We start from the raw sequence: 24,343 nt of genomic DNA, 5'->3' as shown, positions 1-24,343 counted from the left end.
AGGTCGGCCGGGAGCCGCGTCATCGCGCGGCCCTGAAACGCGCCGCTTCACATCGGTCCGATGTCTCCCATCATGCCCCGATCTTGAAATCGGAAGCGGATATTTGCACCCCGCCGTCAAACGTCGCAATTTGGACGGCAGCAGCACCGCCGGCTCCGTCCTTGTCCCACCAGAGCCGCAACGCATCGGATTCGAACACGAATTGTCCAACCCCAGCGGGCGAGTTCGCGCGTCCCGTCGTGTTGGTGGTGAAATGCCCGGCGAGGTTCGCTCCGGCCGCGAGGCCGCCCCCGAAGCCAGACGCCGAAACCTCGACCACGTCCTCGCCCCGGACGAAGCCGCGAATGCGATCGATCCCCTCTCCCGCCTGTCCCAGACTGTAGATATCAGCTCCCGTCCCACCTTGGAGCACGTCCGCGCCGCTCCCGCCGATCAGCAGGTCGTCGCCGGCGCCGCCGATCAGGGTATCGTCTCCAGCGCCGCCCATCAGGGTGTCGTTGCCGCCGTTGCCGCTGAGTCTGTCGGCGCCGCCGAGGCCGGAGATCAGGTTCGCGGCCTGGTCGCCGGTCAGGGTGTTGGCGCCGTCGTCGCCGATGATCCCTGCCGGCTGCGACGGAGCCGTCGCGGTGAGGGTCACGAAGACCGGATGGTCCACGACCGTCAGATCGAGGCTTCGCACGCCGGCGGCCGTTCGTGTCGCCGCCGCACCGGCCAGCGGATCGTAGATCGACGCGTCGGCGGCCGCGCCCAGCTGCAGCTTCACCGTCTCGCCCGAGGGCGTGATGGCCTGCATGGTCGCCTCGTTCCACACGTCCGGCTCGCGCCAGAGGGCGACGACGAACTCGCCGCTCGATTTCTGCATCAGCAGGGAGCGGACGTCGCTCGGCGCGGTCAGCGTGTAGTCGAGGGAGCCCGGTGTGAAGGTCGCCGCCGTGCTGCCGCCGTCGTTCAGGATCGTCTCGACGTTGTGAAGGGCCCTCGCCGAAGGCTTCGGGCTGTTGTCGCCGTAGTACAAGCCGTAGCTGTCCCAATCGGGATTCTGCCAGTCCCGCAGGGCGAAGAGACCGACGTTCTTCGCGCCGTAGCTGATCGAGTCCATGTAGGTGTTGAGGATCAGCTTGGCCTGCGTGGCGTCGTCGACGCCGTTCGGGTTCGACCCCGGCAGGGTATAATAGCCGGTCTCGGTGATGACGAAGGACTTTCCGGGGTCCAGCGCGGTCATGTTGTCGAGTTCGCGCTTGATCGCCGCGTCCGGCTCGTCGCCGCGTTGCGCGTAGGGGTGGATGTTGATCATGTCGCTCGCCGACGCCATCCAGGAGGATGGCCCGGCGACCGGGATGGCCGAGGTGACCGGATTCGCCTTCATCGCTGCGTAGAAGTCGGCTTGCCAGGCCTGGGCGCCGGCCATCCCGGTCTTGCCGGCATAGGTGACGCCCCAGTTGCTCGGCTCGTTCGGCCCCTCGACGAAGGACACGGTCCCGGGATGCGCTTTGACGAAGCTCGCGACCGCCGCGGCATTGGCCGCCGGGGTCGCGCTCGTGTCGACGAGAAAGTCGATCTTCAGGTTGGCGCCGACGATCGCGTCGAGGTAAGGCGCGGTCCACGCGTTGTTCGGCGACAGCACCCCGACGCGCATCGTGTCGATCCCGGCATAGGTCGCCTGCGAGATCATCGTGTTCACGTCGGACCAATTTCCCTGCGTGATGTCGGTGTGCACGCCGAGTGCGTTGTCGACATCGTACGCGCGGAGAGCTTTCTGAAGAGTCATATCGCAAAGATTCCGTGCGTCGGATCGAAGATCCCGCGGTCCTGAGGTCGGACAGGACGCGAGGTACGATCGATGACGCGGGCAAGCCTCGGGCGGTCCGAGCCGTGCCGGATGGGCGGTGCGCCCGCGTCGTCCATGGAGGCGGTCGCGCCGTGCAGCGCCGGCGCGTCAAACCGCGGGAAGGGGTTTTACGACGGCATCGAGTTAAAACTACCGACCTGACTTGCGCGCGGCCCGCGATACCCGTCGAGGCGCGCGAAATAGTTTACCTTTGCACTCAGGCACACATCACACAAGTACACACGGCAGAACGACAGTGAGCCGCCCCGCTCTGGCACGCCGCTGCTTACCGCCCAGTTGGGCGATCGCGTTTAACAATTCCGAGTTACGGTCGCAAGCGCACAGCTGCCGTCCAGCTGTCAGGTAAGACCGGACATCATGTCGGGGAAGGTCTGACGTAGCTGCGGATTTCCCGTCGGGCCAGATCTGGTGAGACGGACTACGAACCGGTCTGAGCCAAGGCTTGCCTCGGCCCGGGGGGTGCCCCGGTCTCACGTCGGCGGGAAGCCGCGAGCCAGCGGGGAGCCAACCCATGAAACCCGGCTGCATCTGCTACGTCACGGATCGGAACTACCTGTTCATCACCTTGGTCTCGGCGATGCAGGCCCGGGCGCAGGTCGCGTCATCCCGGGCAGACGTCCTGTTGCTGGCGATCGACGACGGTCCGGAGATCGACACCTACCGGCGGATCTGCGACCGGGAGGGCATCGTCTTCCTCAACGTGGCGGCCCGGGCCGAGGCCGTGCTCAAGGACGCCCTCGGCGACATCTACCGGACCGGTTTCGCCGGCCGGATCTCGGCAGCGACGCTGGTGCGGCTGGTCATCTCGGACTTCGTGACCGGCGACTACGGCCGCATGTTGTATATCGACGGCGATACACAGATCAATGGATCGCTCGACATCCTCCTCCAGCGGGACCTGCCGGCGGGCCGGTTCCTCGCCGCACGCGACTACACGTCGGTGATGAGGAGCGCCGGCTTCGCGGTCCCGGACCGGTTCAGTCCGAACTTCCAGCGGCTCGGCGTGCCGGAAGCGCGCCGGAATTACTACTTCAATGCCGGAGTGATCGTCAGCGACTTCGAGGACTGGAAGACGATCGGGCGCAATGCGCTCGCATACTTTGCCGATTCGGGGGGAACGCTCCAGTTTCACGATCAGGATGCTCTCAATGGGGCCTGCTGGGAGCAGCACCTGCCCCTCTCGAATCGCTGGAACTTCCCACGACAGTTCCTGCACTTGCGAGCCAGACTGAGCTACCAGCCGGAGATCGTTCACTTCATGGCCAATCCCAAGCCGTGGCATGGGGTGCTCCCGCCCTGGGGCAAGAAGGAATACGGAGCGTACCGTGAGGTGATCGATCGGTATCCCGAACTGGCCGGCGACATTCCGACCCTGTCTCCGGCGCGCTTCCAGGCCTACCGCCTGAAGTCGACCTACTATGACCTGCGCGACCGGTTGCAGGTTCGGCGGAACGGACGCATCGCGGCCATCCTCGACGAACAATTCCTAGACGTGCCGCACCGGGCCGCCGACCGGCCGCCGACATCCGCCACCCCGCGTCTGGTGACGCAGCCCTGAGCCATCCGCACGGACGGCGTCCTTGCGCCAACGCCCGTGCAGCGATCGTCCCGGGCGATGCGGCCTGGTCGCGCCGTCACAGATGCCGGCTCCGCAAGGAAGCCGGCGCATCCGCTGCCGCCTCGAGTCCCGCGACCTCGCGGGGGCAGCCGCCCCCGCGGCGAGACTCGCCCGACCCCGTGGCCCGGCCCGGCCGGCGCGACCCGTCCACGCTCTGCCCTGATCGAGGAGCCTCGTCGATGCGCGTTGCAATCATCCATTACTGGCTCGTCGGCATGCGCGGGGGCGAGAAGGTGCTCGAGGCGCTCCTTCGGATCTATCCGCAGGCCGACATCTTCACCCACGTCTACGACCCCTCTGCGGTGAGCGACGCGATTCGCCGGCAGACAGTTCGGCAGAGCTTCATCGGCTCGCTTCCCATGGCGTCCCGTCTCTACAAGAACTACCTTCCGCTGATGCCAATGGCTTTGGAGCAGCTGGACCTGCGCGGATACGACCTGATCATCAGTAGCGAGGCTGGGCCGGCCAAGGGAATCATCCCGCCCCCCAACGCTCTGCACATCTGTTATTGCCATTCCCCGATGCGCTATATCTGGAACATGTTCCACGATTACAGGGCAAATGCCGGATTTCTGAAGCGCTTGCTGATGTTGCCGGCTGCTCATTACGTCCGTAATTGGGACGCCGTCTCGGCCCAGCGCGTCGATCACTTCGTGGCCAATTCCCGGACCGTCGCCAGCCGGATCGCGCGGTATTACCACCGCGATGCCGAGGTGATCCCGCCTCCCGTGATGGTCGAGGATTTCGAGATCGTTCCCGAGGCGGAGCTGGGCGACTACTACCTGATGGCCGGCGAGCTGGTCGCATACAAGCGCCCCGACCTCGCCGTCGAGGCTTTCAACGCCATGGGCCGCCGTTTGGTGGTGATCGGCGGCGGCGAGATGCTGGCCGCTATCCAGCGCCTGGCCGGCCCGACGGTCGAGGTGCTCGGTCCCCGGCCCTTCGCGGAACTGCGTCACCACTACGCGCGCTGCCGAGCGCTCGTCTTCCCGGGCGAGGAGGATTTCGGCCTCGTCCCGGTCGAGGCGATGGCGAGCGGCCGGCCGGTGATCGCGTTCCGCCGCGGCGGCGCGGGCGAAACCGTGGTGGACGGCGAGACGGGCGTGTTCTTCGACGAGCAGAGCGTCGCCGCCATCGTCGATGCCGAGCAGCGTTTCCGGGCGCAAACCTTCTCCCCCGAGACCTGCCGCGCCCGGGCCGAGCAGTTCACCACCGCGGTGTTCGAGCGTCGCATGCGCAATTTCGCCGAATCCTGCCTGCGTGCCGCGGCGGCAAGCCCCCCCCTGCCGGCGCTGCGTCCCGTCGCCGCCCCGGCCCTGGTCTCGGCTCGCGGGTGAGCCTGTTTCGCCGGAGGGCTCCGCTTCCGGCTCGATGGCGAACTCCGAGGGGACGGGCAGCCTCGGACCAGAGGGAGCAGCGGTCGGCACGATGACCTTCGAAGTGATGGGCCTGCTGACCGTTGCCGCCGGCATTCTCTGCCTGCTGTACGGGCGCGCCACGGCGATCGGCCTGTTCCTTTTCTCGACCCTGCTCGGCTCGTCGGCGGCGACGATCCTGACCGCCCTCGGCTCGGCGAACGTGCAGCCGGCCCATCTCCTGCTCGGTTTCCTGCTGCTCGTCTGCTGGCGTCCGCTCTACGCGGCGCGCGCGCTGCAGAGCCTCGCCTTCCCGTCCCCGGGCTTCTGGTTCCTGCTGACGGGAATATACGGCGTGTTCTCGGCCGTCTTCCTGCCGCGCCTGTTCGAGGGGGCGAGCTACGTCTTCGCCATCAGCCGCACGGCGTTCGGCAAGGCCATCCTGATGACGCCGCTCGCCCCCGGCGGCGGCAACATCACGCAAACAGTCTATTTCCTGGGAAACCTCGCCTGCTTCTGCATCTTCTACGGCTTCACGCGGGACCGGACCGGCAAGCGGATCGTGGCCGACGCGATCATCGCGTGCGGCATCGCCAATCTCGGCTTCGCCCTCCTCGACTACGCGACGTTCGCGACGGGCACCGCCGGCCTGCTCGGCTTCATGCGCAACGCCAGCTACAACATGCTCGACGCGACCGAGATGGCCGGCATGAAGCGCATCGTCGGCTCCTTCACCGAAGCCTCCGCCTTCGCGGGGGCGACGCTCGCCCTGTTCGCCTTCTGCTTCAATCTCTGGCTCAGCCACTACCGGTCGAGGCTCACGGGTCCACTGTCAGTGTTTCTGCTCATCGCCCTGATCCTGTCGACATCGACCACCGCCTATGTCGGTTCGGCGGCCTACCTCGCCGTCGTCTACGGCGCGAACATCGTGCGGCTCGTCGCCGGCCGGGCCGATTCGCGGCGAGCCGCCTTCCTCGGCCTCGGGCCGATCGTTCTGGCGATCCTGGTCCTCGGGGTCGCACATACCGAGCAGGCCTCCGCCTATCTCGCGAACCTCCTCGACCAGATCGTGTTCAACAAAGGGGGCTCGGAATCCGCACTGGAGCGAGGGAACTGGAACAGCCAGGCGATGGTCAACTTCCTCGACAGCTACGGGCTCGGCATCGGTGTGGGCAGCACCCGTGCCTCCAGCTTCGCGATCGCGGCCCTCGCGAGCATCGGCGTGCCCGGGACGGCCGCCTATCTGTGCTTCATCGTCTGCACGATCGTGGCGCCGTGGCGCGAGGCGGATGTCGAGGCGTTCGCGATCCGCAGCGCGGCCGGGTCCGCGTGCCTGGCGATGGTGATTGCCGCCTGCCTTGCCGGAACGACGATCGACCTCGGCTTGGTCTTCTACGTGCTCGCCGCGGTCGCCGCAGCGCCTCTGGCGGAGGCATCCCGGGTCGCTGCGGCGGGCGCGAAGCCGAGCCCCCTGACCGCCCTCGCCTGAGCGGCGGCTCCCCGTCTGCGAGGAAGACGCCATGACTGGCCTCAAGACCAGCCCCACCCCGATGGCCCGGCTCGCGCAGCGGATCCGGTCCCGGGCCGCGGCCGCCTTCGGCCTGCTCGCCGCTCTCGCGGCCCTTCCGGGCGCCGCCCGCGCGGAGGTTCCCGACATCGCGGCCGTCCGGGCGGCCGACGTCCTCGACTTTCTGGGCGTCAACACCCACATCGCCTATACGGACAGCCGCTACGCCGATCCCGGCAAGATCATAGAGGCTCTTCGCTTCCTTGGCATCCGGCAGGTGCGCGACAGCATTCCGAACCCGGCGGTCCCCGGCAACGGGTGGTACAACTATCCCACGGTCGCTCAGGCCGGCATCCGCTTCAACTTCCTCGCGGGCAGCGGCGAGGTCGATCTGAAGGACGCGATCACACGGCTCGAGCAGTTCGAGCAGCAGGCCCCCGGGGCGATCGTCTCCGTGGAGGGCCCCAACGAGTACAACAACTGGCCGTTTCCGTTCAACGGCAGGACCGGGAACGAGGCGGCGGTCGAGTTTCAGAACGGGCTCGACGCAGGCTTGCGCAAGAGCCCGCTCCTGAAGCACATCCCGATGTACAACCTGACGACCTGGCCGCCCGCCTTCGGGCGCTACGATCAGCTCACGATCCACGTCTACCCCAAGGGCGGAGAGCAGCCGCGCGCGGCGATCGACCAGGATGTCGAGAAGTTCTCCCATGACGGCCGCTTCTTTCCGGCCTCTCTCACCGAGATCGGATATTACACCCTGCAGAAGCGGCTCGGCTGGGGCGGCGTCGACGCGCTCACCCAGGCCCGACTCACGCTGAACACCGTCATTCTGACCAAGCAGATGGGGTTTTCCTCGATCTATCTCTACGAATTGTTCGATGCCTATCCAGATCCGGAGGAGGTGGAGGTCGAGCGGCATTTCGGATTGTTCACTGCCGACTACGCGCCGAAGCCGGCTGCCGAGGCGCTCAGACGGTTCACGGTGGCCCTTGACGATCAGGATGACGGGGCGCGCTCCTTCACGCCCGAGATCGTGCGTGTCGGCCTCGACGTCACCGGGGCGCATCTCCTCGTCTGCCAGCGGTCGTCGGGCGAGTTCGTGATCGCCCTGGCCGATGAGCGGCCCGTCTGGGATCGGGAGGCGCTCGCGCCCCTGGCCGTCCCGGACCGTCCGGTGAAGGTCTCGCTCGACCGGCCGCGCCTCGTCGTCTCGGCCACCGATGCGATCACCGGCGAGGCTCTGCCGGTCCCCGAGGGTCCGGTCAACGAGATCCCGGTCACGCTGCGCGGCAACGCGATCCTCCTCGTCATGAAATAAGGCGGGGTCAGGTTATTCCTGACATCGCGCCCGAAAGCCCACGTTACGGCGCCAGAGCAGCCCCATCTATAGTGTCATTGTACGAGGATCCCGGCGTCGATGATTGTGGGCATCGAGGAATGACGGCCGGCGCGGCGGTGCGGCGAGCCCCGATCGCTCCGTCCCCCCGGCCCGGCCGCGGGCCGAGGCGCTCCATCCTTCGCGCGACGCCGACGACCGTACCGCCGCGGCGGCGGCCGATCCATCGCCGGGCGATGATCCGGACATCCGAGACAATCCGTGAGGCACGGGCGTCATGAACCTGAAGCGATTAACGGCGCGGAATGTCCATATTCCCCGCGGGACGGTACCGGTCGTCGTGCCGGTGCGGAACGAGATCGGCCTCCTGCCGCACTTCCTGCGCCATTACCGGCAGCTCGGCGCCACCGCCTTCCTGTTCATCGATAACGGCTCGACCGACGGCAGCGTCGATTACCTGACCGCGCAGCAAGACTGCCACGTGTTCCAGTGCCTCGATTCGTACCGGGACGCTCGGTACGGCATGGCCTGGGTGACCCGCATCCTCCAGGAGCATTGCGAGGACAGGTGGTGCGCGGTCGTCGATTGCGACGAGCACCTCGTCTACCGAAACTGCGAGACGGTCGATCTGGGCCGATTCTGCGCCGAGATGCAGGCGAGGGGGGCCGATGTCGTCGCCGGCGCGATGATCGACATGTATCCAGGCGGCGACTACCTCTCGGTCGGCCTGTCACCCGGGGACACGATCACCGAGGTCATGGCCTATTTCGATGCCGACTACGTCTTTCGCCCGTGGCCGCGCCGGCCCTGGGACGCGCCGTCGCCGGGATTCAAGCTCCAGGTCATCGGCGGCCCGCGCCTGCGCCTGCTGTCGAGCCTCGAACGGGAACGCCGCCGCGGCGCCTTTCACTCCACAATGTGCAATCAGGTCGACCGGTTCATCGACCGGATCCCGCTCTCCTGGATCGGGGCCGTCGCGACGTACTGGCCGCGCGAGTTGCCGGCACAGCAGAAGCATCCCCTCAGCTATGTCCGCAAGGGCTTCGTGTTCCATGACGGGCATTGCAACTCGAACAGCGCGCTTGCCGACGAGTCGGTCGCACTCCTGCATTTCAAGCTGTGCGAGGAGATCCACAAGCGCCTCAACCAGCCGACGCTGCTGGAGAACCACTACCGGCGCGGCCTGTCCTACGAGCAGCTCCGGCAAGCCGTGTTGAGGTGGGGCGACCGGCCGCTGACCTATGCGGGAAGCCGGCGTTTCCGAACCTCGCGCGATCTCGCCGATCTCGGCCTGATCGGAGCCGCCGTCCCGCGCCTCTGGACGATGCCGGGCGTCGCCGAGGTGGTCACACCGCTCGCCGCGTCCCCAGGGGTCCCGGCCGACATCGCTTTCGCCCCCGCAGCCCAATTCGCCGCGAGCCGGGACTGATGAGCGCCTCGATCAATGCCAGCCGGGCCTCGGCCTGGTCCTTCGCCGCGCGTCTCGTCGCCCAGGTGTCGAGCCTGGTGCTGCTGCTTGTCGCCGCACGGAGCCTGACCGCCGTGGACCTGGGGATCTTCGCCCTCGCCTCGGCGACGGCGATGCTGATCTCCCGCCTCGCCGAGGCCGGCTGGACCCAGTACGTCATGGCCTGGGACGATCCCGGCCGCCCGCCCGCGACGGTGTTCTGGACCGGCCTCGGAGTCGCGCTCCTGGGCGGCCTCGCGGGCGTCGCCGGCGGCCTGTCCTTCGTGTGGTTCGGCGGAAACGCGCCATACGGCGAGTTGCTCGCCGGGCTCGCGCTGCTCATCCCGCTGGGAGCGGTCACGGCGCTCCAGTACGGCATCCTGGTTCGCGAGGGCCGCATCGGAACGATCGCGGTCGTCACCATCGCCAGCGACGCTCTCTCTCTCGTGGCCGGCATCGGGTCGCTGCTCGCCGGCGGCGGCGTGACGGCTTTGTTGATCAGCCGGGCGGTCATGAACGTGGTCGCGCTGCTGGGGTCCCTCGCCGCTGCGGGCTGGCTTCCGCGCTTCTCGTTCGACGGGCGGACCAGCGCTGCTTCGCTTCGCTTCGTGGCGCGCCTGACGGCGACGCAGATCATCGAATTCGTGCGAAGCTACGGGGCTGAGTTCGTCCTCGCCCTGTTCTTGGGTCCCGCCGAGGTCGCGATCTACCGGCTCTCCTCGCGCGTCGTGGGTGCGATCGGCGAATTGTTCTCGGAGCCGCTCAGGATGCTCTCCTGGGCCTCGCTGTCCCGCTCGCGGGCCAGTGCGACGGCCGCCGGATGGCGCCCGCGCCTCGAAGGCGAGCGGATCGTGTTCGGAACGGCGCTGCTCGCCCTTCCGTCCTTCATCGGCCTGTCCCTCGTCTCCGGCAGCCTGGTTCAGGTCCTGCTCGGCGATGCCTGGCAGGCGGCGGCGCCGGTGATCGCGATCCTGGCGATCGGGCGCCTGCTGTCGTTGCCGGCCGTGGTCGTCGAGCCGATGCTGGTCCTGGTCGGGCAGGTCCGCTTGCTGCCGATCATCACGACCGTGGCGTCGACGATCGGCCTGATCCTCCTGCTGGTGCTCGCCCCTTACGGTCCGGTCGGCGCGGCGGGCGCCCAGCTGCTCTCGGCCGTGGCGACGCTCCCGGTCTTCATCTGGGCTCAAACCCACTACGCCGAAGTAAGCTGGCAGCGCATCGCCCAGGATCTGCGAGCCGCCGCGCTCGCCGTGACCGCCCTCGCCGTCGGCGTCGTCGCCGTGTCGTGGAAGGCCGACCAATGGCACCTGTCGTCATGGCTCTCCCTGACGGCCTGCATCGTCGTGGGGGGCGCCATCTACGGCGCGCTGATCGCGATGTCCTACCGCACGTTCTGCCGCATGCTCATGGGGGCGCTGCTGCGGCTGTGAGTCCATCTCCGGGGATTCCTTCCGGACATGGTATCGCGAGCCCGCGCGGCACTCGAGCGAAGCCGGAATCCGTATGGCGACAGCGATCCGACTGGATCGCCTGAGGCGATCAGTCGGATTTGGCACGAAAGGTCCCGTCAAACGCGAGGCTGCTCGGCGAGCGCTCCGGTCCAAGGTTGCGGCGGACGGCTGCGCATCGTTCGGCCCTGCGTCGGAGGCGCAGGACGAGGCGCACTCGCGGTCGGCCTCGGGCAGCGTCACGGGATTCGCGGCGATGGCGTGCTTCGCCATCGTCGCCGCTCTCTCGCCCGTTGAAGCCCCGGCCAGCATGGGAGAGGGGCGTGCGGGTGCCTTCCTGCAGGGCGTCCGGTATCGCGGCCACGGTGAGAGACACCATCGGCATCGGCTGACATCGCGCGCCGCCGCCGCCCCCCGTCCGTCGTACGCCGACCCCAGGCGAAACCCGCGTCCGGCGGCGGCCTTGAGGCAGTAGCGTCGGGGAGGGCGCAGCCGGTCCGCATACGTCCTCGCCGACATCGGACGGGCAAGCGTGGCGGGACGGCATGGCTCCGAGATGGCTCGCGTACAGCTCCCTGCAGACACCGGCGAAATTATCATACGTTACTATGTTGAGTGGACTCTGCGCTTGAGTCGCCGATCGGATTTTGTTCTAACAAACTAAAGATGACTGATTTTGGTTTGAGATGCAGGGAAGCATATCATTAAATGCCTTGATAAAATGATCGTATATCATGCTGATTCCCATAGCAAATTGATATATTGACGCTTTATTCCCCGCGGACTGAATGACAATGGCGATCCTTATTTCGCCAGTAGAATATTTATTGAACGTAATCAATCTAGAAATACTTCTCAACGCCTTTTTGATGAAGATTTTATTAAACACATTTCATTAAACATGTCTGTTAGTTTAAGATCTCCATTCCACGCCTCCCCGACATGCGAGCGTTATTGTTGTGCTGGCCGATTGACACATCGCGTGATGCTATCGGTGTATCCATGAATGTTCATGTCTAATCGCGGAAAAACGATTACATATATGGTCTTGTGAGCTCGAAAAATCAGTTGTTTGAATGCATATGGCAGCACAAAATGCTGGTGACCGCTTGATCAATCCATGCTTTTATAAACCCTAAGGAGCAGCGCACCGGCTCAGATTGGATGTACTCCTTTCGGATGAAGCGATCCGAGCCAACGCGTCATCAAGCATCCGGCATCAGGGAGAAAAACGGTCAAGGGCAACCGATCCGTCATAATTTTAGATTGCGGGGTTGACCATGCCGTTCTCAGAACATTGCGATCCACTTGCTGGCGCAGTCGTCGGCGCACGATCCCATGGCCCCCAGACGATCGCTCGAGTGCGCGTTGGTAGAAAATATACTTCGATTCTCGTCCTCAGGTTGCATGTCGCGACCCTCGTCCGACACGTGCGCTCCTTGTCCACCCTGTGGCGGCATCGCGCCTCGACCCTGCCGGTCGCGCGATGGACCTCGGCTGTCGGCGACCGCGATGCGGCTTGGACGCTGCTGGAGCAGGCTCGTCAGGAGGAGAGGCTGCGCCTGGCCCGCGACCTCCACGACCAGACGGGGCAGCAGATCGCCTGCATCAAGCTCGGCCTGCACATCCTGAAGCAGGATCTGGCGCCGGCTGACGCGGGCAAGATCGGCGCGCTGACCGACCTCGTCGACGAACTCGCGCAAGACATCGGCCGCACCATCGCGGATCTGCGTCCGCCAGGCCTGGACACCTTCGGTCTGATCCCGACGCTCCAGATGCTCTTCGACGATTGGGCCGGACAAAGCGGAGGCACGGTCGAATTCACGGCCGACGCATCCCGTCTGCCTTCTCTCCCGACGGACCTCGAGGTGGCACTGTTTCGTATCGCGCAGGAAGCTCTGACGAATACCATGAAACATGCCGCCGATGCGACTTTCGTCAGGTTTCATCTGCATGTCCACAAGTCCGAGCTGACGATGACGATCTCGGACGATGGTGCGGGGTTCGACGCCGGGACACCTCCCCGGCCCGGGACGCGGGGCGGCTGGGGGATCCGGGGGATGCAGGAACGGGCCGCGCGCGTGGGCGGAGAGCTGCTGATCCACTCGACGCCCGGCACTGGAACACTGGTCCGAGTCCAGGTTCCGGTGCGGAGTTCGGCACGATGAGTCCGGATCTGCGAACGAAGTGCCGGGTGCTGATCGCCGACGATCATCCGGTGTTCCTCGCCGGCATCTACATGCTCCTGACGAAGGCGGCGGATATCGAGATCGTTGGCGAGGCGAATACCGGACGCCGGGCCCTGGCCCTGATTCTGGAGACGCGTCCCGACATCGCGCTCCTCGACATCTCGATGCCGGAGATGCACGGAATCGCTGTGACGAAGCGACTCGTGTCCGAGGCGGTACCGACGCATGTCGTGCTGCTGAGCGCGCATGACGATCCCACTTACGTGCGGCAAGCGCTCGGTGCCGGCGCGCGAGGCTATGTCCTGAAGAATTCGGCTGGCGACAACCTGACCCAGGCGATCAGGGCCGTGAGCAACGGCGGACTCTACCTCGATCCCGCCATCGCGGAACGATGCCTGCCGGCGAGCGATCTCGTCGGCCCGCGCACGAGCGGCAGTGTCGAACGCGGTGCCCTGCCGCTCACCGACCGGGAGCGCGACGTCATTCGCCTCATCGCCCTCGGTTTCACCAACAAGGAAGTCGCAGCCAAGCTCGGCGTGACGACGAAGTCGGTCGAAACCTACAAGACGCGGGCCAGCGAAAAGCTCGACCTTCGTTCGAGGTCCAAGATCGTGCAGTATGCCATCCTGCAAGGATGGTATCACAACGTCCTGTAGGCGGTCGGGCGAGCCCGGCCGAGCGATCCGCGCGTGTCAGGGGCCGGGATGGTTGGTGCGGCGGGCCGCGATACGCGGGTCCGGTAGGGGCCTGTCGGTCGGCGTCTGGACCGCGGGATCAGGATTCGGCGCGCGGGAGCGTTCTCGCATGGCTCGCAGAATGACGCCGACGCCGTAGCCTACCTGGACTGCGACGATCGCCACGACGACGTTGGCGGCGGTCGAGGACGGGTTGGCGATGCCGACGAGGCTCAATCCCGCGCCGATGACGAGCGCCACGATCACGGCACTCAGTACCGCCAACAGGACCGGCAGCCGCGCGAAAGTCCCGAGCAAGGTGCCCGCGGCCACAAGGCAAGTTGCGTAGAGCACCATGGAGAACTCCAGATCCGTGGTCTGCCTGGATTGATGCGATCCTCAGCTGCCCGCTTCCAACGACCGCATGAGCGCAAAGATCCGTTCCGGACCCGATCGGATCCCCTGCGGGCCGAATCAGCGCGACGATACCCGAGCGACGAGCGTCCGTGGGCGGAAAAACCTGACAAACACAGCAATATTCCTACGCGTCGATTGCCATCCCCGACTCCTCAATCAGCCTAGAGATAGATAGTTAATAAATCATCAAGGCAAGCTTTGGTGCGCCGCCTGGTAGCTGCCGCCTAATCGTTCGGGCCGCTCGTCAGCGGCGTCTCAATCCGGACGCGGCGACGCTCTTCGCGTCATGGCTTGCCCGACTGTCCTGTTGCCCAATGCTCGATTCGGATGGGAGGTGCGTCATGCTCGTTGAACGCTCCGCGGAAGCAACGGCGATACCGCTGAACGACGTGGCCCGCGACCGCGCCGTGACGGCACCGGCGCTCAGCCGGGCGAAGCGTGCGCTCGATATCGCCGCCGCGGGCAGCGCACTGGCGGTGTTCGGCATCCTTCTCGGCATGATCGCCCTCGCCGTGCTGATCATGGAGGGCAGGCCGATTCTCATCCGCCATCGTCGCATCGGCCGGAACGGCGTCAGTTTTCCGTGCCTCAAGTTCCGCACCATGGTGCGGGACGCCGATGCGGCGCTGTCCCGGCATCTCGCCAGCCATCCCGAGGCCTTGGCCGAGTGGCAGGAGACCCATAAGCTGAAGCGCGATCCCCGGGTGACGCCGCTCGGTCGCGTCCTTCGGGACACCAGCCTCGACGAACTCCCGCAGCTCTTCAACATCCTGCGCGGCGAGATGAGCCTCGTCGGCCCTCGTCCGATCGTCGCCGACGAGATCAAGCGCTACGGGCTCGCCTTCGCGGATTACAAGGCAGTGCGCCCGGGCCTGACCGGCCCCTGGCAATGCAGCGGTCGCAACGACGTCAGCTACGAGCAGCGTGTCCACATGGACTCGCAATACGTCAGATCGTGGTCGCTCACCAGCGATCTCATCATCATCATGAAGACGGTTCCGGCGGTGATCAAATCACGCGGCGTGTACTGAAATAATATAAGATCGTCTTAAAAATTTGGAGTGTGCCGCCCCGATCGGGCGGCACGTCTTGCTCTGTCGTCTGACGAGGACGGATGATGCTGCGCGTCGACCCTGTGCAATTACCGATGTCCGGCTCCGGATCGGGGCCGTCGGCCCCACCGATCACCCTGCGGTCGTTTGGAAGTGTCCTGCGTCAATCCTGGCCCGTCATCGCGGCCTGCGTCGGACTCTGCGTCTTCGGCGCGGGCGCGTTCGTGACATTGAGCGTCCCAGTCTACTCGGCGTCGACACAGCTCCTGATCGAGCCTCAGCGGCAGCAGCAATTGCTGTCATTCGAGTCGGGCATGCTGGATCTCACCCTCGACAACGCCCAGGTCGAGAGTCAGGTCGAATTGCTGCGTTCAGAACGGATCACCTCGTCCGTGGTCAAGGCGCTCGCCCTGAGCCAGGACCCCGAGTTCCAGCGCGAGGATGGCTGGCTCAGCTGGCTGCGCGGCACGCCGGAGACGCCCGCCAGGGCCGCCGAGGACACCGACACCGAGCGGTGGCGGGTCGCGACGGCGATCCTGACCCGTCGCGTCGGGGTGAGGCGCGTCGGCCAGTCCTACGTCATTGAAATCACCGCGCAGGCCTTCCGCCCCGAGCGTGCGGCCGAGATCGCCAACGCCTACACGGACGCCTATCTGCGCGATCAGTTCGACGCCAAAGCGCGGGTTGCCCGCAGCGGCGCCGAATGGCTCCAGTCACGGATCAGCGACTTGCGCGTGGAGCTCAATGGGAGCGCCCGGGCCGTCGAAGATTTCAAGATCCGGAACGATCTGGCGAGTGGGCCCGGCGGGCTGCTCGTCGAGCAGCAGTTGAGCGAGATGAATAGCCAGCTCGTGACGGCACGGGCGCAAACGACCCAGGCCTCCGCGCGTCTCGCCCGCATCCAGGCGGTTCTCCAGGCCGGGACCAGCGGGGCGGCGGTGGCCGAGATCCTGAACAACCAGGTGATGACCAACCTGCGGCAAAGGCAGCAGGAGGCTGCCCAGCGCGAGGCCGAGGCGCGCGAGCGTTACGGCGCGGACCACAGCTCCGTCATCGCGGCGCAGCGCGAGGTGGAGCAGGCGGAGCGCGACGTCACGACGGAGGTCCGGCGCATCGCGCAGATCTACCTGAGCGACCACGACATCGCGGTGGGCCGCGAGCGCGGCATCGAAGCGCGGATCCGCCAGCTCATCGGCGAGGCCGATCGCCGCCGTCTGGCCCGCGTGACGCTGTCCGAGCTGGAGGCGCAGGCGCAGAGCTATCGCAGGATGTACCAGAACCTCCTCGAGAAGCTGTCGGAGACGGTCCAGAAGGAGACGCTGCCCGTCACGGGCGCCCGGGTGATCGCCCCCGCAGCGACGCCGCTCGACAAGAGCAGCCCGCGGGGGAAGCTGACGCTGGCCCTCGGCGCCGCAGTCGGCCTGCTCCTCGGCATCGCGATCAGCACGGTCCGCCACACGCTCGACCAAACCGTTCGCAGCGTCGCCGATCTTCAGCGGGTTCCGGGCCTGTCCTGCCTCGCCCTGCTCCCGGCGGTCGGCACGCGCCTTCGCGGCCGCGGAAGGCCCCTGGGGCTGGAGGCGGTCGACGCGCCCTTCTCGGACTATACCCGCGCGCTCCGGGGGGTGAAGATCGCCCTCGACATCGCCCGGGAAGGGCGCACGGTCAGGACGCTGGGCATTACCTCGGTGTCCAGCGGCGAGGGCAAGACCAGCGTCGCCCTCAACTTGGCGTGCCTGTCGGCGCAAGCGAATTGCCGGACCCTCCTCGTCGATGCGGATTTCCTCGACTGCTCCCTCACTCGGAAGCTCGCGCCCGGCGCGACCGAGGGGCTCCTGGAGATGCTGGCCGACGGACGCGATGCCATCCTCCCGACCCGGGTCCCAAATCTCGACATCCTGCCCACGGTGTTCAGCACCCGGCCGGCGCAGTCGAGCGACATCCTGCGCTCCACCCAGATGCACGAGATGCTGAACCGGGTGGCGAACGCCTATGACCTGATCGTGCTGGATCTGAGCGCGATGCAGGCGACGACCGATGCACGGGCCGTCGGACGGCTTCTCGACGGCATGATTCTCGTCGCCACCTGGGGCGCAACGGAGCGCGACGGGGTCGAGTTGGCGGCCGTGGCGCTCGATGCCGCGTATTGCCGGCTCCTCGGCGTCGTCCTGAACAAGGTGCGCGACGGCGTAGCGGTGGCCCGGGCGGTCTGAGGCGCGACGGCGGCTCTGCCGAGCGGGACCTGCCCCACGTCGCTCCGCCGGCACCGCCGGATCGACCGTATTGCCGCCGCGAAGTCCGGCCTTAGCCCCCCGACACAGTGAGGCGTGATGGAGTCCTGTCTCATCCGACGCGGTCCGATCGAGGATTTCGGCCGGTTCTCCGGCCCGGCCGACGGCACGCCGCACGGTTCTCGACGGGGCGCGTTCGTGAAGCGCTTCCGGATCATGTCGCCCCCCGGCGACCGGCTTCGCACGGGTGCGGGCAGGGCGGGGCCCTGCGCCGCACAGGCTCTCGGGCACGGTCCCGGGCGAGGCCCCGGGATGACGCGCCCGCGCGCCGCGTCAGCCGCCCCGTCCCACGACCGTCGCAGTGGTGTCGGCCCCCACCCGGCTCCGCGGCGGAGTCTCGTCGGGGAGCGGTCCTTCGACCTTGAGGACGTCGCCGGGCTGAACCGTTTCGGTCTCGCTCGCGGCGATCTCCCGGACGCCATCGGCCTCCCGCCGCACGAGGGCGTAGGTCATCGGCCGGCGTTCGGCGATCCGGCGGGCCAGGATCGCCTGCGGGGCCGTGACCTCGCTGTCGATCAGCAGGGCGCGCATCGTCTCCGCTTTCTCCTGAATTTTGGCGAGCTTCGTCTGCGTCTCGCGAAGGTCGATCAGCACCGTGCTCTGGCGCTGGTTGCGCAGGTCCAGGATGGTCCGGTCGTTGCGGCTGATGTCCTGGCGCGACCGGGAGATCGCCAGGGCGATGTCCAGGCGGGCGCTCTCCATCTGGGCGACGGTCTGCTCGAGGGCGAGCTGACGCGGGCTGATCGCCAGGCCGCGCTGCATCAGCGCGTTGATGTTGTCGAGTTCCTTGCGCGCGAGCCCGAGCTGACGGTCTTGCGTGACGGCCTTCTCCTGCAGCGTACCGATTTCGGCGTCGATCAGGAGCTTGGCCTGCGTCAGCGCATCGATCTGCGAGCGCAGGGCGATGCGCCTGGCCTCGAACAGCGCCTCCTCCTCACGCATGGCGTCGGCGACGGCGGGGATCGTCTTGCGCTCCTCCGTCACCGCCTCCGGGAAGGTGATCGCCGCATCCCCCCGCGTCTCGGCCTGGAGCCGGGCGCGGCGCGCCAGCAAGGCACTGCGCTCGATCATGAGATCGCGCAGTTCACCCCGCGCATTGATGACCTCGCGGGCGAGGCGCTGCGCCCCCATGGGCACCTCGCGGTAGAGGCCGCCGGCCAAGCTGACGGCCTGGAGCACGGTGAGTCCGGGGCGGTAGGGATAGGCGCCGGGTTTGTCCACCTGCCCCACGACGAAGAAGGGCCGGAACTGGGCGACCTCGACCGAGGCGTCCGGTCGGGACACGAGGCCAACTCGCCGCTGGAGCGCCTCCGCGACGAGGCCGGACAGCTCGCTCGTCGTCATCCCGCCTGCGCTGACCTCGCCGAGGAGGGGCAGCGCCAGTCTGCCGCCGGCATCGATGAGAAATTCTCCGGTCAGCGCCTCCCATTCGTAGCTCTCGCCACGGGCGGCACGCCATTCGGTGACCTTGAGGCGGACACGGTCCTCGGGGCCGAGGCGATAGGCCTCCGGGGCCGCGGCCACCGGACCGGCCAGTGCGCTCGCCATCGCCACCGCGCACAGAAGGGAACGTCGAAACATGGCAGATCTCGCCTCTCGTCTCCGTGCCTGCGGCACGTGAGGAATATCAAATATATGCAAGATGGTGTCAATGGACATATTGTATAAATACGTCGTTTATGCTTGTATGTTGGCGGAATATCGGCAGATAGCAAAAGGATATCTGGCAATGACTGCTGTCGTCTTGTTAAAGAACGGCACGAGAAAGCTGGGTTCGGTCCGGTCGCACCTGGCGTTTGAGGTCGCGGGCCTGGCCGGCGCGGCGCTCGGCTTCGTCTGGGTCTACGGCCTCCTGGCCGGAATCACGCTGATCGACTGGTTTCATCGCCTGCGCGACGCCGGCGGCCTCGGGACGATCTCGTCGGGCGGGATGGGCCTGCCCGCCGCTGCGCCGGCGGGAGACCGGCGGCGCCCCTTGCGGATCGCGGTCGGGATTGCGACCGCCGGGCGTCCCGCCATCGCCCGGGAGACGCTCCGGCGCCTTCGCCGCCAGACCCGGCATCCCGACATCGTCGTGGCGGCGGTGCCGACGCTGGCCGATCTCGATCCAGTCCCGGACGGGGAGGAACCGCTCGTCCTCGTGGGGGACCGTGGGCTGACGCGGCAGCGCAACGCGATCCTGGCGGCCGTGGACGATGCCGACCTGGTCTGCTTCTTCGACGACGATTTCGTGCCGGCCGATACCTACCTGGAATCCATCGAAGCGGCCTTCCTGGCGAAACCGGGCCTCGTCGGCGCGACGGGGGTCGTCGTGGCGGACGGCATCACCGGCGCAGGCTACGCCATCGAGGATGCCGAGCGCTTCCTTGATGGCCGGAACGGTGCGGCTGCCTCGATCCCGGTCTACAATGCCTATGGCTGCAACATGACGTTCCGCGTCTCGGCAATCCGCGCGGGCGGCCTGGAGTTCGACGAGGCCCTGCCGGCGTACGGCTGGCTGGAGGACGTCGACTTCAGTCGTCGCATCGCGCGCTTCGGGCACCTGGAGCGGGTCGGGCCGGCTGTCGGGGTCCATCTCGGGGTGAAGGGCGGCCGGCAATCCGGCCGGCGTTTCGGCTACTCCCAGATCGCCAATCCCCTCTACCTCGTCGGCAAGGGCAGCTTCGCCTGGCCGCGGGCGGTCTGGCTGATGGCGCGCAACATCGCCATGAACGTGGCGCGCTCCCTCCGGCCCGAGCCGCACATCGATCGCCGCGGTCGGGTCGCCGGCAACATCAGCGCCCTCGCCGACCTCGTGTGCGGCCGGCTGCATCCCACCCGCATCGTCCGCCTCCCCTGAGGCGGCTGTTACCCGACGAGGATCCGCAGATGGTCGACAGGGTGGTGGTTCTCAGCGACGACGCCGTCGAGAGCGGCGGGGCAGCCGGCATCGCGTTGCGCTCCGTGCGGTTGCTGGCCGGACGCAACATCCCGGTGACGATCCTCAACGGCAGTGCCGAGCCCGAGGGCGCCGACCGGTGGCGGGCGATGCCGGGCGTCGAGCTCCATTCGCTCGGCGGCCTCAGCCTGATGCAAGGCGGGCGTGCGGCGGCCGCGGCCCGAGGGGTGTTCAGCCTCCCGGCCCTGCGCTTCGTCGCCGAGTGGATCCGGGCGAACGACACGCCCGGTACAGTCTATCACCTGCATAACTGGCACAAGGTGCTGTCTCCCTCGGTGTTCCGCCCCCTTCATCGTGTGGCGGAGCGACTGGTGATGACGGCGCACGATTACTTCCTGGTCTGCCCGAATGGCGGCCATTTCGATTTCCAGGCGGGGACGGCCTGCGATCGCGTGCCGCTTTCGGGGGCCTGCCTGACGACGCAATGCGACCGGCGCCACTACGGCCACAAGCTCTGGCGCGTCGCGCGCCACGCCGTCCGACAGGGCATGATCGACCTTGCCCGCTCGCCCGCCACCGTGCTGGCGGTCCATGACGGGATGGTCCCGCTCCTCGTCCGGGGGGGCGCCGCCCGCGACCGCATCGCCGTGCTCCGGAATCCGGTCGTCCCCTGGCGAACGACGCGGGTCGAGGCCGAGCGCAACGGCGACGTTCTGTTCGTCGGGCGGCTGGAGCGCGACAAGGGGCCCGACGTGGTCGCCGCAGCCGCCCGCGAAGCCGGCCTGCCCCTGACGATCGTCGGTGACGGGCCGCTTCGGGAGGAACTCGCGCGGATCCATCCAGGGGCGCGGATCCTGGGCTGGCGCTCACCGGACGAGATCGCCCGGATCGTCGGCGCGGTCCGCTTCGCGGTGGTTCCGACCCGTTGGCGCGAGACGTTCGGGCTCGTGACCCTCGAGGCGATGGCGAGCGGCGTGCCGGTGCTCGTCTCGCAGCACGCGCTCATCGCCCACGAGGCCGAGGCCCTGGGCTGTGCACAGGTCTGCGACCCGTACGACCGCGCAGCCCTCGCCGCCGCCATGGCGGGTCTCGCCCGGGACGACGTCGCCGTGCAACGGATGAGCGAGGCCGGGTTCGCCCATTCTGCCGTCCTCGCCCCGCGACCGGACGCGTGGTGCGATCAGCTCGTCGACCTCTATGATACGGTCCTCGCACGCGCCCGGGAGAAGCGCCCGGACCGCAGCCATGCGATGCTCCGCCCGACCGGGCGGCCGGGCGGTCGCCCGGCCTGACCGCCCCGCAGGATCCGGCGGGCGCCGGTCGGTCCCTCCGGCGCGTGGTCGCGTCCCCTGGAGTGGTGTTGCGGACCGAGAGCGGGGATCCGCAGAGTTCGTCCCGCCAGCCGATCGGCCAGACACGTCGTAATCTCTCGAGCGACGTCCTTCAATTGGATGACGCCAATCAAAGCGGAGTCGTAGATAGAGAAGATCGGCCGGCGAGTGATGTGGAAGATCCGCTCGATGTGTACGCGTGGAGCATACGGTAGCACCGACTAAGGGTTCTGCATCCGGGCTGCTTTCGAACCATGACCCGTCGGGCTACGCTCGCCCGTCCTGCTCGGACCCTGTTTGACTTGAAAAGCCAGTACCAAAAGACGCTTTTCCTTTCCCACCCACGACCTCATCCTGAGGTATCAGTCGATTTTCAATCGACTGACCTCGAAGGAGGCTTCCAGAAATCTCCGAGGTCTCTGGAGGCCTCCTTCGAGGCTCACTTCGTGTGCGATCTGAGATCGCCAGACACCTTAGGATGAGGTCGTGGGTGGGATAAAATTCATCCTGCAGTCAAACAGGTTCTTGGTCATGATCCTCGGCGACAACGCGAGCGTCTGGATTTTTTGTGGTTTTCAAGGTATATTATCGTTAATAATTTGACTTTGATGCCGATTTCGTAGGATATATCGAAATTTTTTGATTGCTGATTGATCCCTGGGCGCGCGTTAGCGTCTTCGCTGGGCGCATCTTCATCGAAGAGCTTGATTTCAAATTCGGATCCGCGAGGACCTGCTCACTTTCGACGAGCCCCGATGATCGGCGAACATACGGTGATGGAGACGGTCATGCGATGGAAGCTGTGCACTTCGAGCGTCCGGCATTTCGCATCCCTGGCGCCCCTCGTCGGCCTTGTCCTCGGCCTGTCCCTCGGCGACAGGCCCGAGGCGACGGCCCAGCCTCTCGGTACGAGCCAGTCGGAGCTCGTGGCGTCTCGCGGGACGAAGTTCTGGACCGACAACGGCAACCTCGTGCCGATGTGCTGGCACAAGCTGGATGGATTCACCGGCCAGGCCGACGAGGACCGTGCGAAGAGCTTCGTCCGCGAGACCATCGAGGGCGGATGGATCGCCGCAACCCGCCTCCGCATATCGTGGGCGGATTGCCCGACTTCCGGCACGGCGCGACATGTCCGGGCCTACCTGCGAATCGGGGATGCGAGCAACAACGGGACGACACTGCAGCCCGGCATGGCAACCCTGTCGAATGCGGCCGAGCGGACCAAGCCACCGCCGAACGATCCGCCGGGACTGCTGATGGGTTTCAGACGCGATTGGGACACCAACGCTGCCACGCGCGCGTCCTTCCGCGGATTGATCCTGCACGAGTTCGGCCACGTCCTCGGGTTCGGCCACGAACAGGACCGGACGGGCGGGCCGCCGAACGTGTCCTGCTACAAGGGCGGCGACCCGAACCTCGTCTCGCTCAGCCCGGTCGACCCGTCGTCGATCATGGGGTGGAGCTACTGCAACACGGCTTGGCAGACCCTGACCCCCAACGACGTCGCCGGAGCCCGGTCGATCTACGGCACACCACAGCAGAGGCTGGCCCAACGGCACGGCGACGGCAGCATCTGGATGTTCACCGGCGCCGCTTGCGGAGCTGCAGGCTGCCCCGGGTGGAGGCTCATCGACCGCAACACCAACACGGCGGAGGTCGTCGTCGGATCGGACAATCTCGTCTACCAGCGTCACGCGGACGGCAAGATCTGGGCCTGGGATACCTACAGCCAGTGCAATCAGGACGGCTGCCCCGGATGGATCCTGATCGATCGGAACGGCGCAACGCGTTCGATCGCCGCCGGATCCAAGGCCCTCTTCCAGCGCCATGCGGACGGCAAGCTCTGGAAGTGGGACGGCCGCTCGTCCTGCGACGCCGGCGGCTGCCCCGGATGGATCCTCATCGACCGGAACGGCGCGACCGCCTCCATCTCGGCGACCGCCGACACGCTCGTCCAGCGTCATGCGGACGGCAAGCTCTGGAAGTGGGACGGTCGCTCGTCATGCGACGCCGGCGGCTGCCCCGGATGGCTGCTCATCGACCGGAACGGCGCGACGGTGCAAGCGGTCGGCGACGCCGGCGGCTTGTTCCAGCGCCACGCGGACGGCAAGCTCTGGAAGTGGGACGGTCGCTCGTCCTGCAGCGCCAGTGGCTGCCCGGGATGGCTGCTCATCGACCGAAATGGTGCGACCGCCGACATCTCCGCCGCCGGCGGAGCGCTGTTCCAGCGCCACGCGGACGGCAAGCTCTGGAAGTGGGATGGCCGCTCGTCCTGCGACGCCAGCAACTGCCCCGGATGGATCCTCATCGACCGGAACGGCGCGACGGTCCAGATGACAGCCGCCCTGAATGGCCTGCTGAGCCAGCGGCACGCAAATGGCTTGGTTTGGCAGTGGGATGGCAATGGCCGATGCGACGCGTCGGGATGTCCGGGCTGGCTTCTGATCGACCGAAATCCTGCCACCGTAGATATCGTTTCGTCTCATTGAATGACGTTCAGGAATGTCGCTGAAACGAAGTCCGCCGCCCGACCGGGCTGACCTCGGACGTCAACCGCACCATCGAGCCGCTCGAACGCTTTGCAATCGCGAAGCTTTCCAACCCTCGTTTCGTCGAATTTTTTGCGACGAACCGGTATACACTTTGTCGGGCAATGTTTTAGCGCAGGTTGCGCCGGCCCAGCGCCTCCTCCCAGGCGAGCGCCTGGGTGACGATCTGGCGCAAATCGTCGTGCTGCGGCACCCAGCCGAGCTCGGCCCGGATGCGGTCGGCTCCGGCGACGATCCGCGACGGGTCGCCGGCCCGGCGCGGCGAGAGCGTGACCGGGAAATCGACGCCGGAGACCGACTTTACCACGTCGATCACCTCCAGCACCGAGTAGCCGCGGCCGTAGCCGCAATTGAGCGTCAGGCTCGTCCCCCCGCCGCGCAGGTGGTTGAGCGCCACGA

16 protein-coding genes and 1 pseudogene are annotated in these 24,343 nt (G+C 66.8%); 13 read left to right on the top strand and 4 right to left on the bottom strand.

Features of this window, described 5'->3' with window-relative positions:
* Nucleotides 1-70: 70 nt before the first annotated feature.
* Complete coding sequence (locus ABZT49_RS19745; protein WP_355288244.1) at nt 71-1,768, bottom strand: calcium-binding protein; 1,698 nt, start codon at nt 1,766-1,768, stop codon at nt 71-73.
* Between the two features lie 592 nt (nt 1,769-2,360).
* On the opposite strand from ABZT49_RS19745, the gene ABZT49_RS19740 reads away from it, so the two are divergent.
* The 8 genes from ABZT49_RS19740 (at nt 2,361) to ABZT49_RS19705 (ending at nt 13,408) form a co-directional block, all read left to right on the top strand.
* A complete protein-coding gene (locus ABZT49_RS19740; RefSeq protein ID WP_355288242.1) occupies nt 2,361-3,407 on the top strand; it encodes a glycosyltransferase in 1,047 nt (348 codons plus the stop codon).
* Between the two features lie 239 nt (nt 3,408-3,646).
* Entirely contained in the window at nt 3,647-4,804 is a 1,158-nt protein-coding gene (locus ABZT49_RS19735) for a glycosyltransferase (RefSeq protein ID WP_355288240.1), read from the top strand.
* 91 nt (nt 4,805-4,895) lie between these two features.
* Nucleotides 4,896-6,311: a hypothetical protein gene (locus ABZT49_RS19730; RefSeq protein ID WP_355288238.1), complete on the top strand. Its 1,416-nt coding sequence runs from the start codon at nt 4,896-4,898 to the stop codon at nt 6,309-6,311.
* A 31-nt stretch (nt 6,312-6,342) separates the two neighbouring features.
* The gene (locus ABZT49_RS19725) at nt 6,343-7,650 is read left to right on the top strand and encodes a hypothetical protein (RefSeq protein WP_355288237.1); all 1,308 of its coding nucleotides are present in this window, start codon (nt 6,343-6,345) and stop codon (nt 7,648-7,650) included.
* 358 nt (nt 7,651-8,008) lie between these two features.
* Nucleotides 8,009-9,097, top strand: a complete 1,089-nt coding sequence (locus tag ABZT49_RS19720; RefSeq protein WP_355288235.1) for a glycosyltransferase family 2 protein — start codon at nt 8,009-8,011, stop codon at nt 9,095-9,097.
* Nucleotides 9,097-10,545 carry an oligosaccharide flippase family protein gene (locus ABZT49_RS19715; protein WP_355288233.1) on the top strand — a complete coding sequence of 483 codons (1,449 nt, stop codon included), beginning with the start codon at nt 9,097-9,099 and terminating at the stop codon, nt 10,543-10,545. Before ABZT49_RS19720 ends, ABZT49_RS19715 begins: the two co-directional genes overlap by 1 nt.
* 1,457 nt (nt 10,546-12,002) lie before the next feature.
* Nucleotides 12,003-12,731, top strand: coding sequence for a sensor histidine kinase (locus tag ABZT49_RS19710; protein WP_355288232.1), 729 nt, complete (start codon nt 12,003-12,005; stop codon nt 12,729-12,731).
* 26 nt (nt 12,732-12,757) lie between these two features.
* Nucleotides 12,758-13,408 carry a response regulator transcription factor gene (locus ABZT49_RS19705; RefSeq protein WP_355288230.1) on the top strand — a complete coding sequence of 217 codons (651 nt, stop codon included), beginning with the start codon at nt 12,758-12,760 and terminating at the stop codon, nt 13,406-13,408.
* 36 nt (nt 13,409-13,444) lie between these two features.
* On the opposite strand, the gene ABZT49_RS19700 is transcribed toward ABZT49_RS19705, so the two are convergent.
* Nucleotides 13,445-13,783, bottom strand: a complete 339-nt coding sequence (locus ABZT49_RS19700; RefSeq protein ID WP_355288228.1) for a hypothetical protein — start codon at nt 13,781-13,783, stop codon at nt 13,445-13,447.
* Nucleotides 13,784-14,184: 401 nt separating this feature from the next.
* Between ABZT49_RS19700 and ABZT49_RS19695 the strand changes: the two genes are divergently transcribed.
* Nucleotides 14,185-14,874 carry a sugar transferase gene (locus tag ABZT49_RS19695; RefSeq protein ID WP_355288226.1) on the top strand — a complete coding sequence of 230 codons (690 nt, stop codon included), beginning with the start codon at nt 14,185-14,187 and terminating at the stop codon, nt 14,872-14,874.
* Nucleotides 14,875-14,957: 83 nt separating this feature from the next.
* Nucleotides 14,958-17,108, top strand: coding sequence for a Wzz/FepE/Etk N-terminal domain-containing protein (locus ABZT49_RS19690; protein WP_355288224.1), 2,151 nt, complete (start codon nt 14,958-14,960; stop codon nt 17,106-17,108).
* A 351-nt stretch (nt 17,109-17,459) separates the two neighbouring features.
* Here the strand turns inward: ABZT49_RS19690 and ABZT49_RS19685 are convergent, their stop codons facing one another.
* Nucleotides 17,460-18,845 carry a polysaccharide biosynthesis/export family protein gene (locus tag ABZT49_RS19685; RefSeq protein ID WP_355288223.1) on the bottom strand — a complete coding sequence of 462 codons (1,386 nt, stop codon included), beginning with the start codon at nt 18,843-18,845 and terminating at the stop codon, nt 17,460-17,462.
* Here ABZT49_RS19685 and ABZT49_RS19680 point away from each other — a divergent pair.
* The 3 genes from ABZT49_RS19680 to ABZT49_RS19670 all read left to right on the top strand — a co-directional run bounded on the left by ABZT49_RS19680 (nt 18,838) and on the right by ABZT49_RS19670 (nt 23,884).
* Nucleotides 18,838-20,025 carry a glycosyltransferase family 2 protein gene (locus ABZT49_RS19680; RefSeq protein ID WP_355288221.1) on the top strand — a complete coding sequence of 396 codons (1,188 nt, stop codon included), beginning with the start codon at nt 18,838-18,840 and terminating at the stop codon, nt 20,023-20,025. The genes ABZT49_RS19685 and ABZT49_RS19680 overlap by 8 nt on opposite strands.
* Nucleotides 20,026-20,054: 29 nt before the next feature.
* Nucleotides 20,055-21,356 (top strand): glycosyltransferase family 4 protein, encoded by a 1,302-nt coding sequence (locus ABZT49_RS19675; RefSeq protein ID WP_355288219.1) that lies wholly within the window; start codon nt 20,055-20,057, stop codon nt 21,354-21,356.
* Between the two features lie 794 nt (nt 21,357-22,150).
* Complete coding sequence (locus ABZT49_RS19670) at nt 22,151-23,884, top strand: hypothetical protein (protein ID WP_355288217.1); 1,734 nt, start codon at nt 22,151-22,153, stop codon at nt 23,882-23,884.
* 169 nt (nt 23,885-24,053) lie between these two features.
* On the opposite strand, the pseudogene ABZT49_RS19665 reads toward ABZT49_RS19670, so the two are convergent.
* Nucleotides 24,054-24,343: pseudogene (locus ABZT49_RS19665) on the bottom strand (UDP-glucose 4-epimerase GalE); the annotation flags it as partial.

The sequence above is a fragment of the Methylobacterium sp. EM32 genome, from assembly GCF_040593685.1.
In the GTDB taxonomy this organism is placed as follows: domain Bacteria; phylum Pseudomonadota; class Alphaproteobacteria; order Rhizobiales; family Beijerinckiaceae; genus Methylobacterium.
The sequence above is the reverse complement of the archived record's forward strand: the minus strand, read 5'-3'. Positions and strand labels throughout refer to the sequence as shown.

Coding starts and splice junctions, on each gene's coding strand:
- ABZT49_RS19745 (WP_355288244.1), bottom strand. CDS start 1,768: ATGACTCTTCAGAAAGCTCTCCGCGCGTACGATGTCGACAACGCACTC.
- ABZT49_RS19740 (WP_355288242.1), top strand. CDS start 2,361: ATGAAACCCGGCTGCATCTGCTACGTCACGGATCGGAACTACCTGTTC.
- ABZT49_RS19735 (WP_355288240.1), top strand. CDS start 3,647: ATGCGCGTTGCAATCATCCATTACTGGCTCGTCGGCATGCGCGGGGGC.
- ABZT49_RS19730 (WP_355288238.1), top strand. CDS start 4,896: ATGACCTTCGAAGTGATGGGCCTGCTGACCGTTGCCGCCGGCATTCTC.
- ABZT49_RS19725 (WP_355288237.1), top strand. CDS start 6,343: ATGACTGGCCTCAAGACCAGCCCCACCCCGATGGCCCGGCTCGCGCAG.
- ABZT49_RS19715 (WP_355288233.1), top strand. CDS start 9,097: ATGAGCGCCTCGATCAATGCCAGCCGGGCCTCGGCCTGGTCCTTCGCC.
- ABZT49_RS19700 (WP_355288228.1), bottom strand. CDS start 13,783: ATGGTGCTCTACGCAACTTGCCTTGTGGCCGCGGGCACCTTGCTCGGG.
- ABZT49_RS19695 (WP_355288226.1), top strand. CDS start 14,185: ATGCTCGTTGAACGCTCCGCGGAAGCAACGGCGATACCGCTGAACGAC.
- ABZT49_RS19690 (WP_355288224.1), top strand. CDS start 14,958: ATGATGCTGCGCGTCGACCCTGTGCAATTACCGATGTCCGGCTCCGGA.
- ABZT49_RS19680 (WP_355288221.1), top strand. CDS start 18,838: ATGGACATATTGTATAAATACGTCGTTTATGCTTGTATGTTGGCGGAA.
- ABZT49_RS19685 (WP_355288223.1), bottom strand. CDS start 18,845: ATGTCCATTGACACCATCTTGCATATATTTGATATTCCTCACGTGCCG.
- ABZT49_RS19675 (WP_355288219.1), top strand. CDS start 20,055: ATGGTCGACAGGGTGGTGGTTCTCAGCGACGACGCCGTCGAGAGCGGC.
- ABZT49_RS19670 (WP_355288217.1), top strand. CDS start 22,151: ATGATCGGCGAACATACGGTGATGGAGACGGTCATGCGATGGAAGCTG.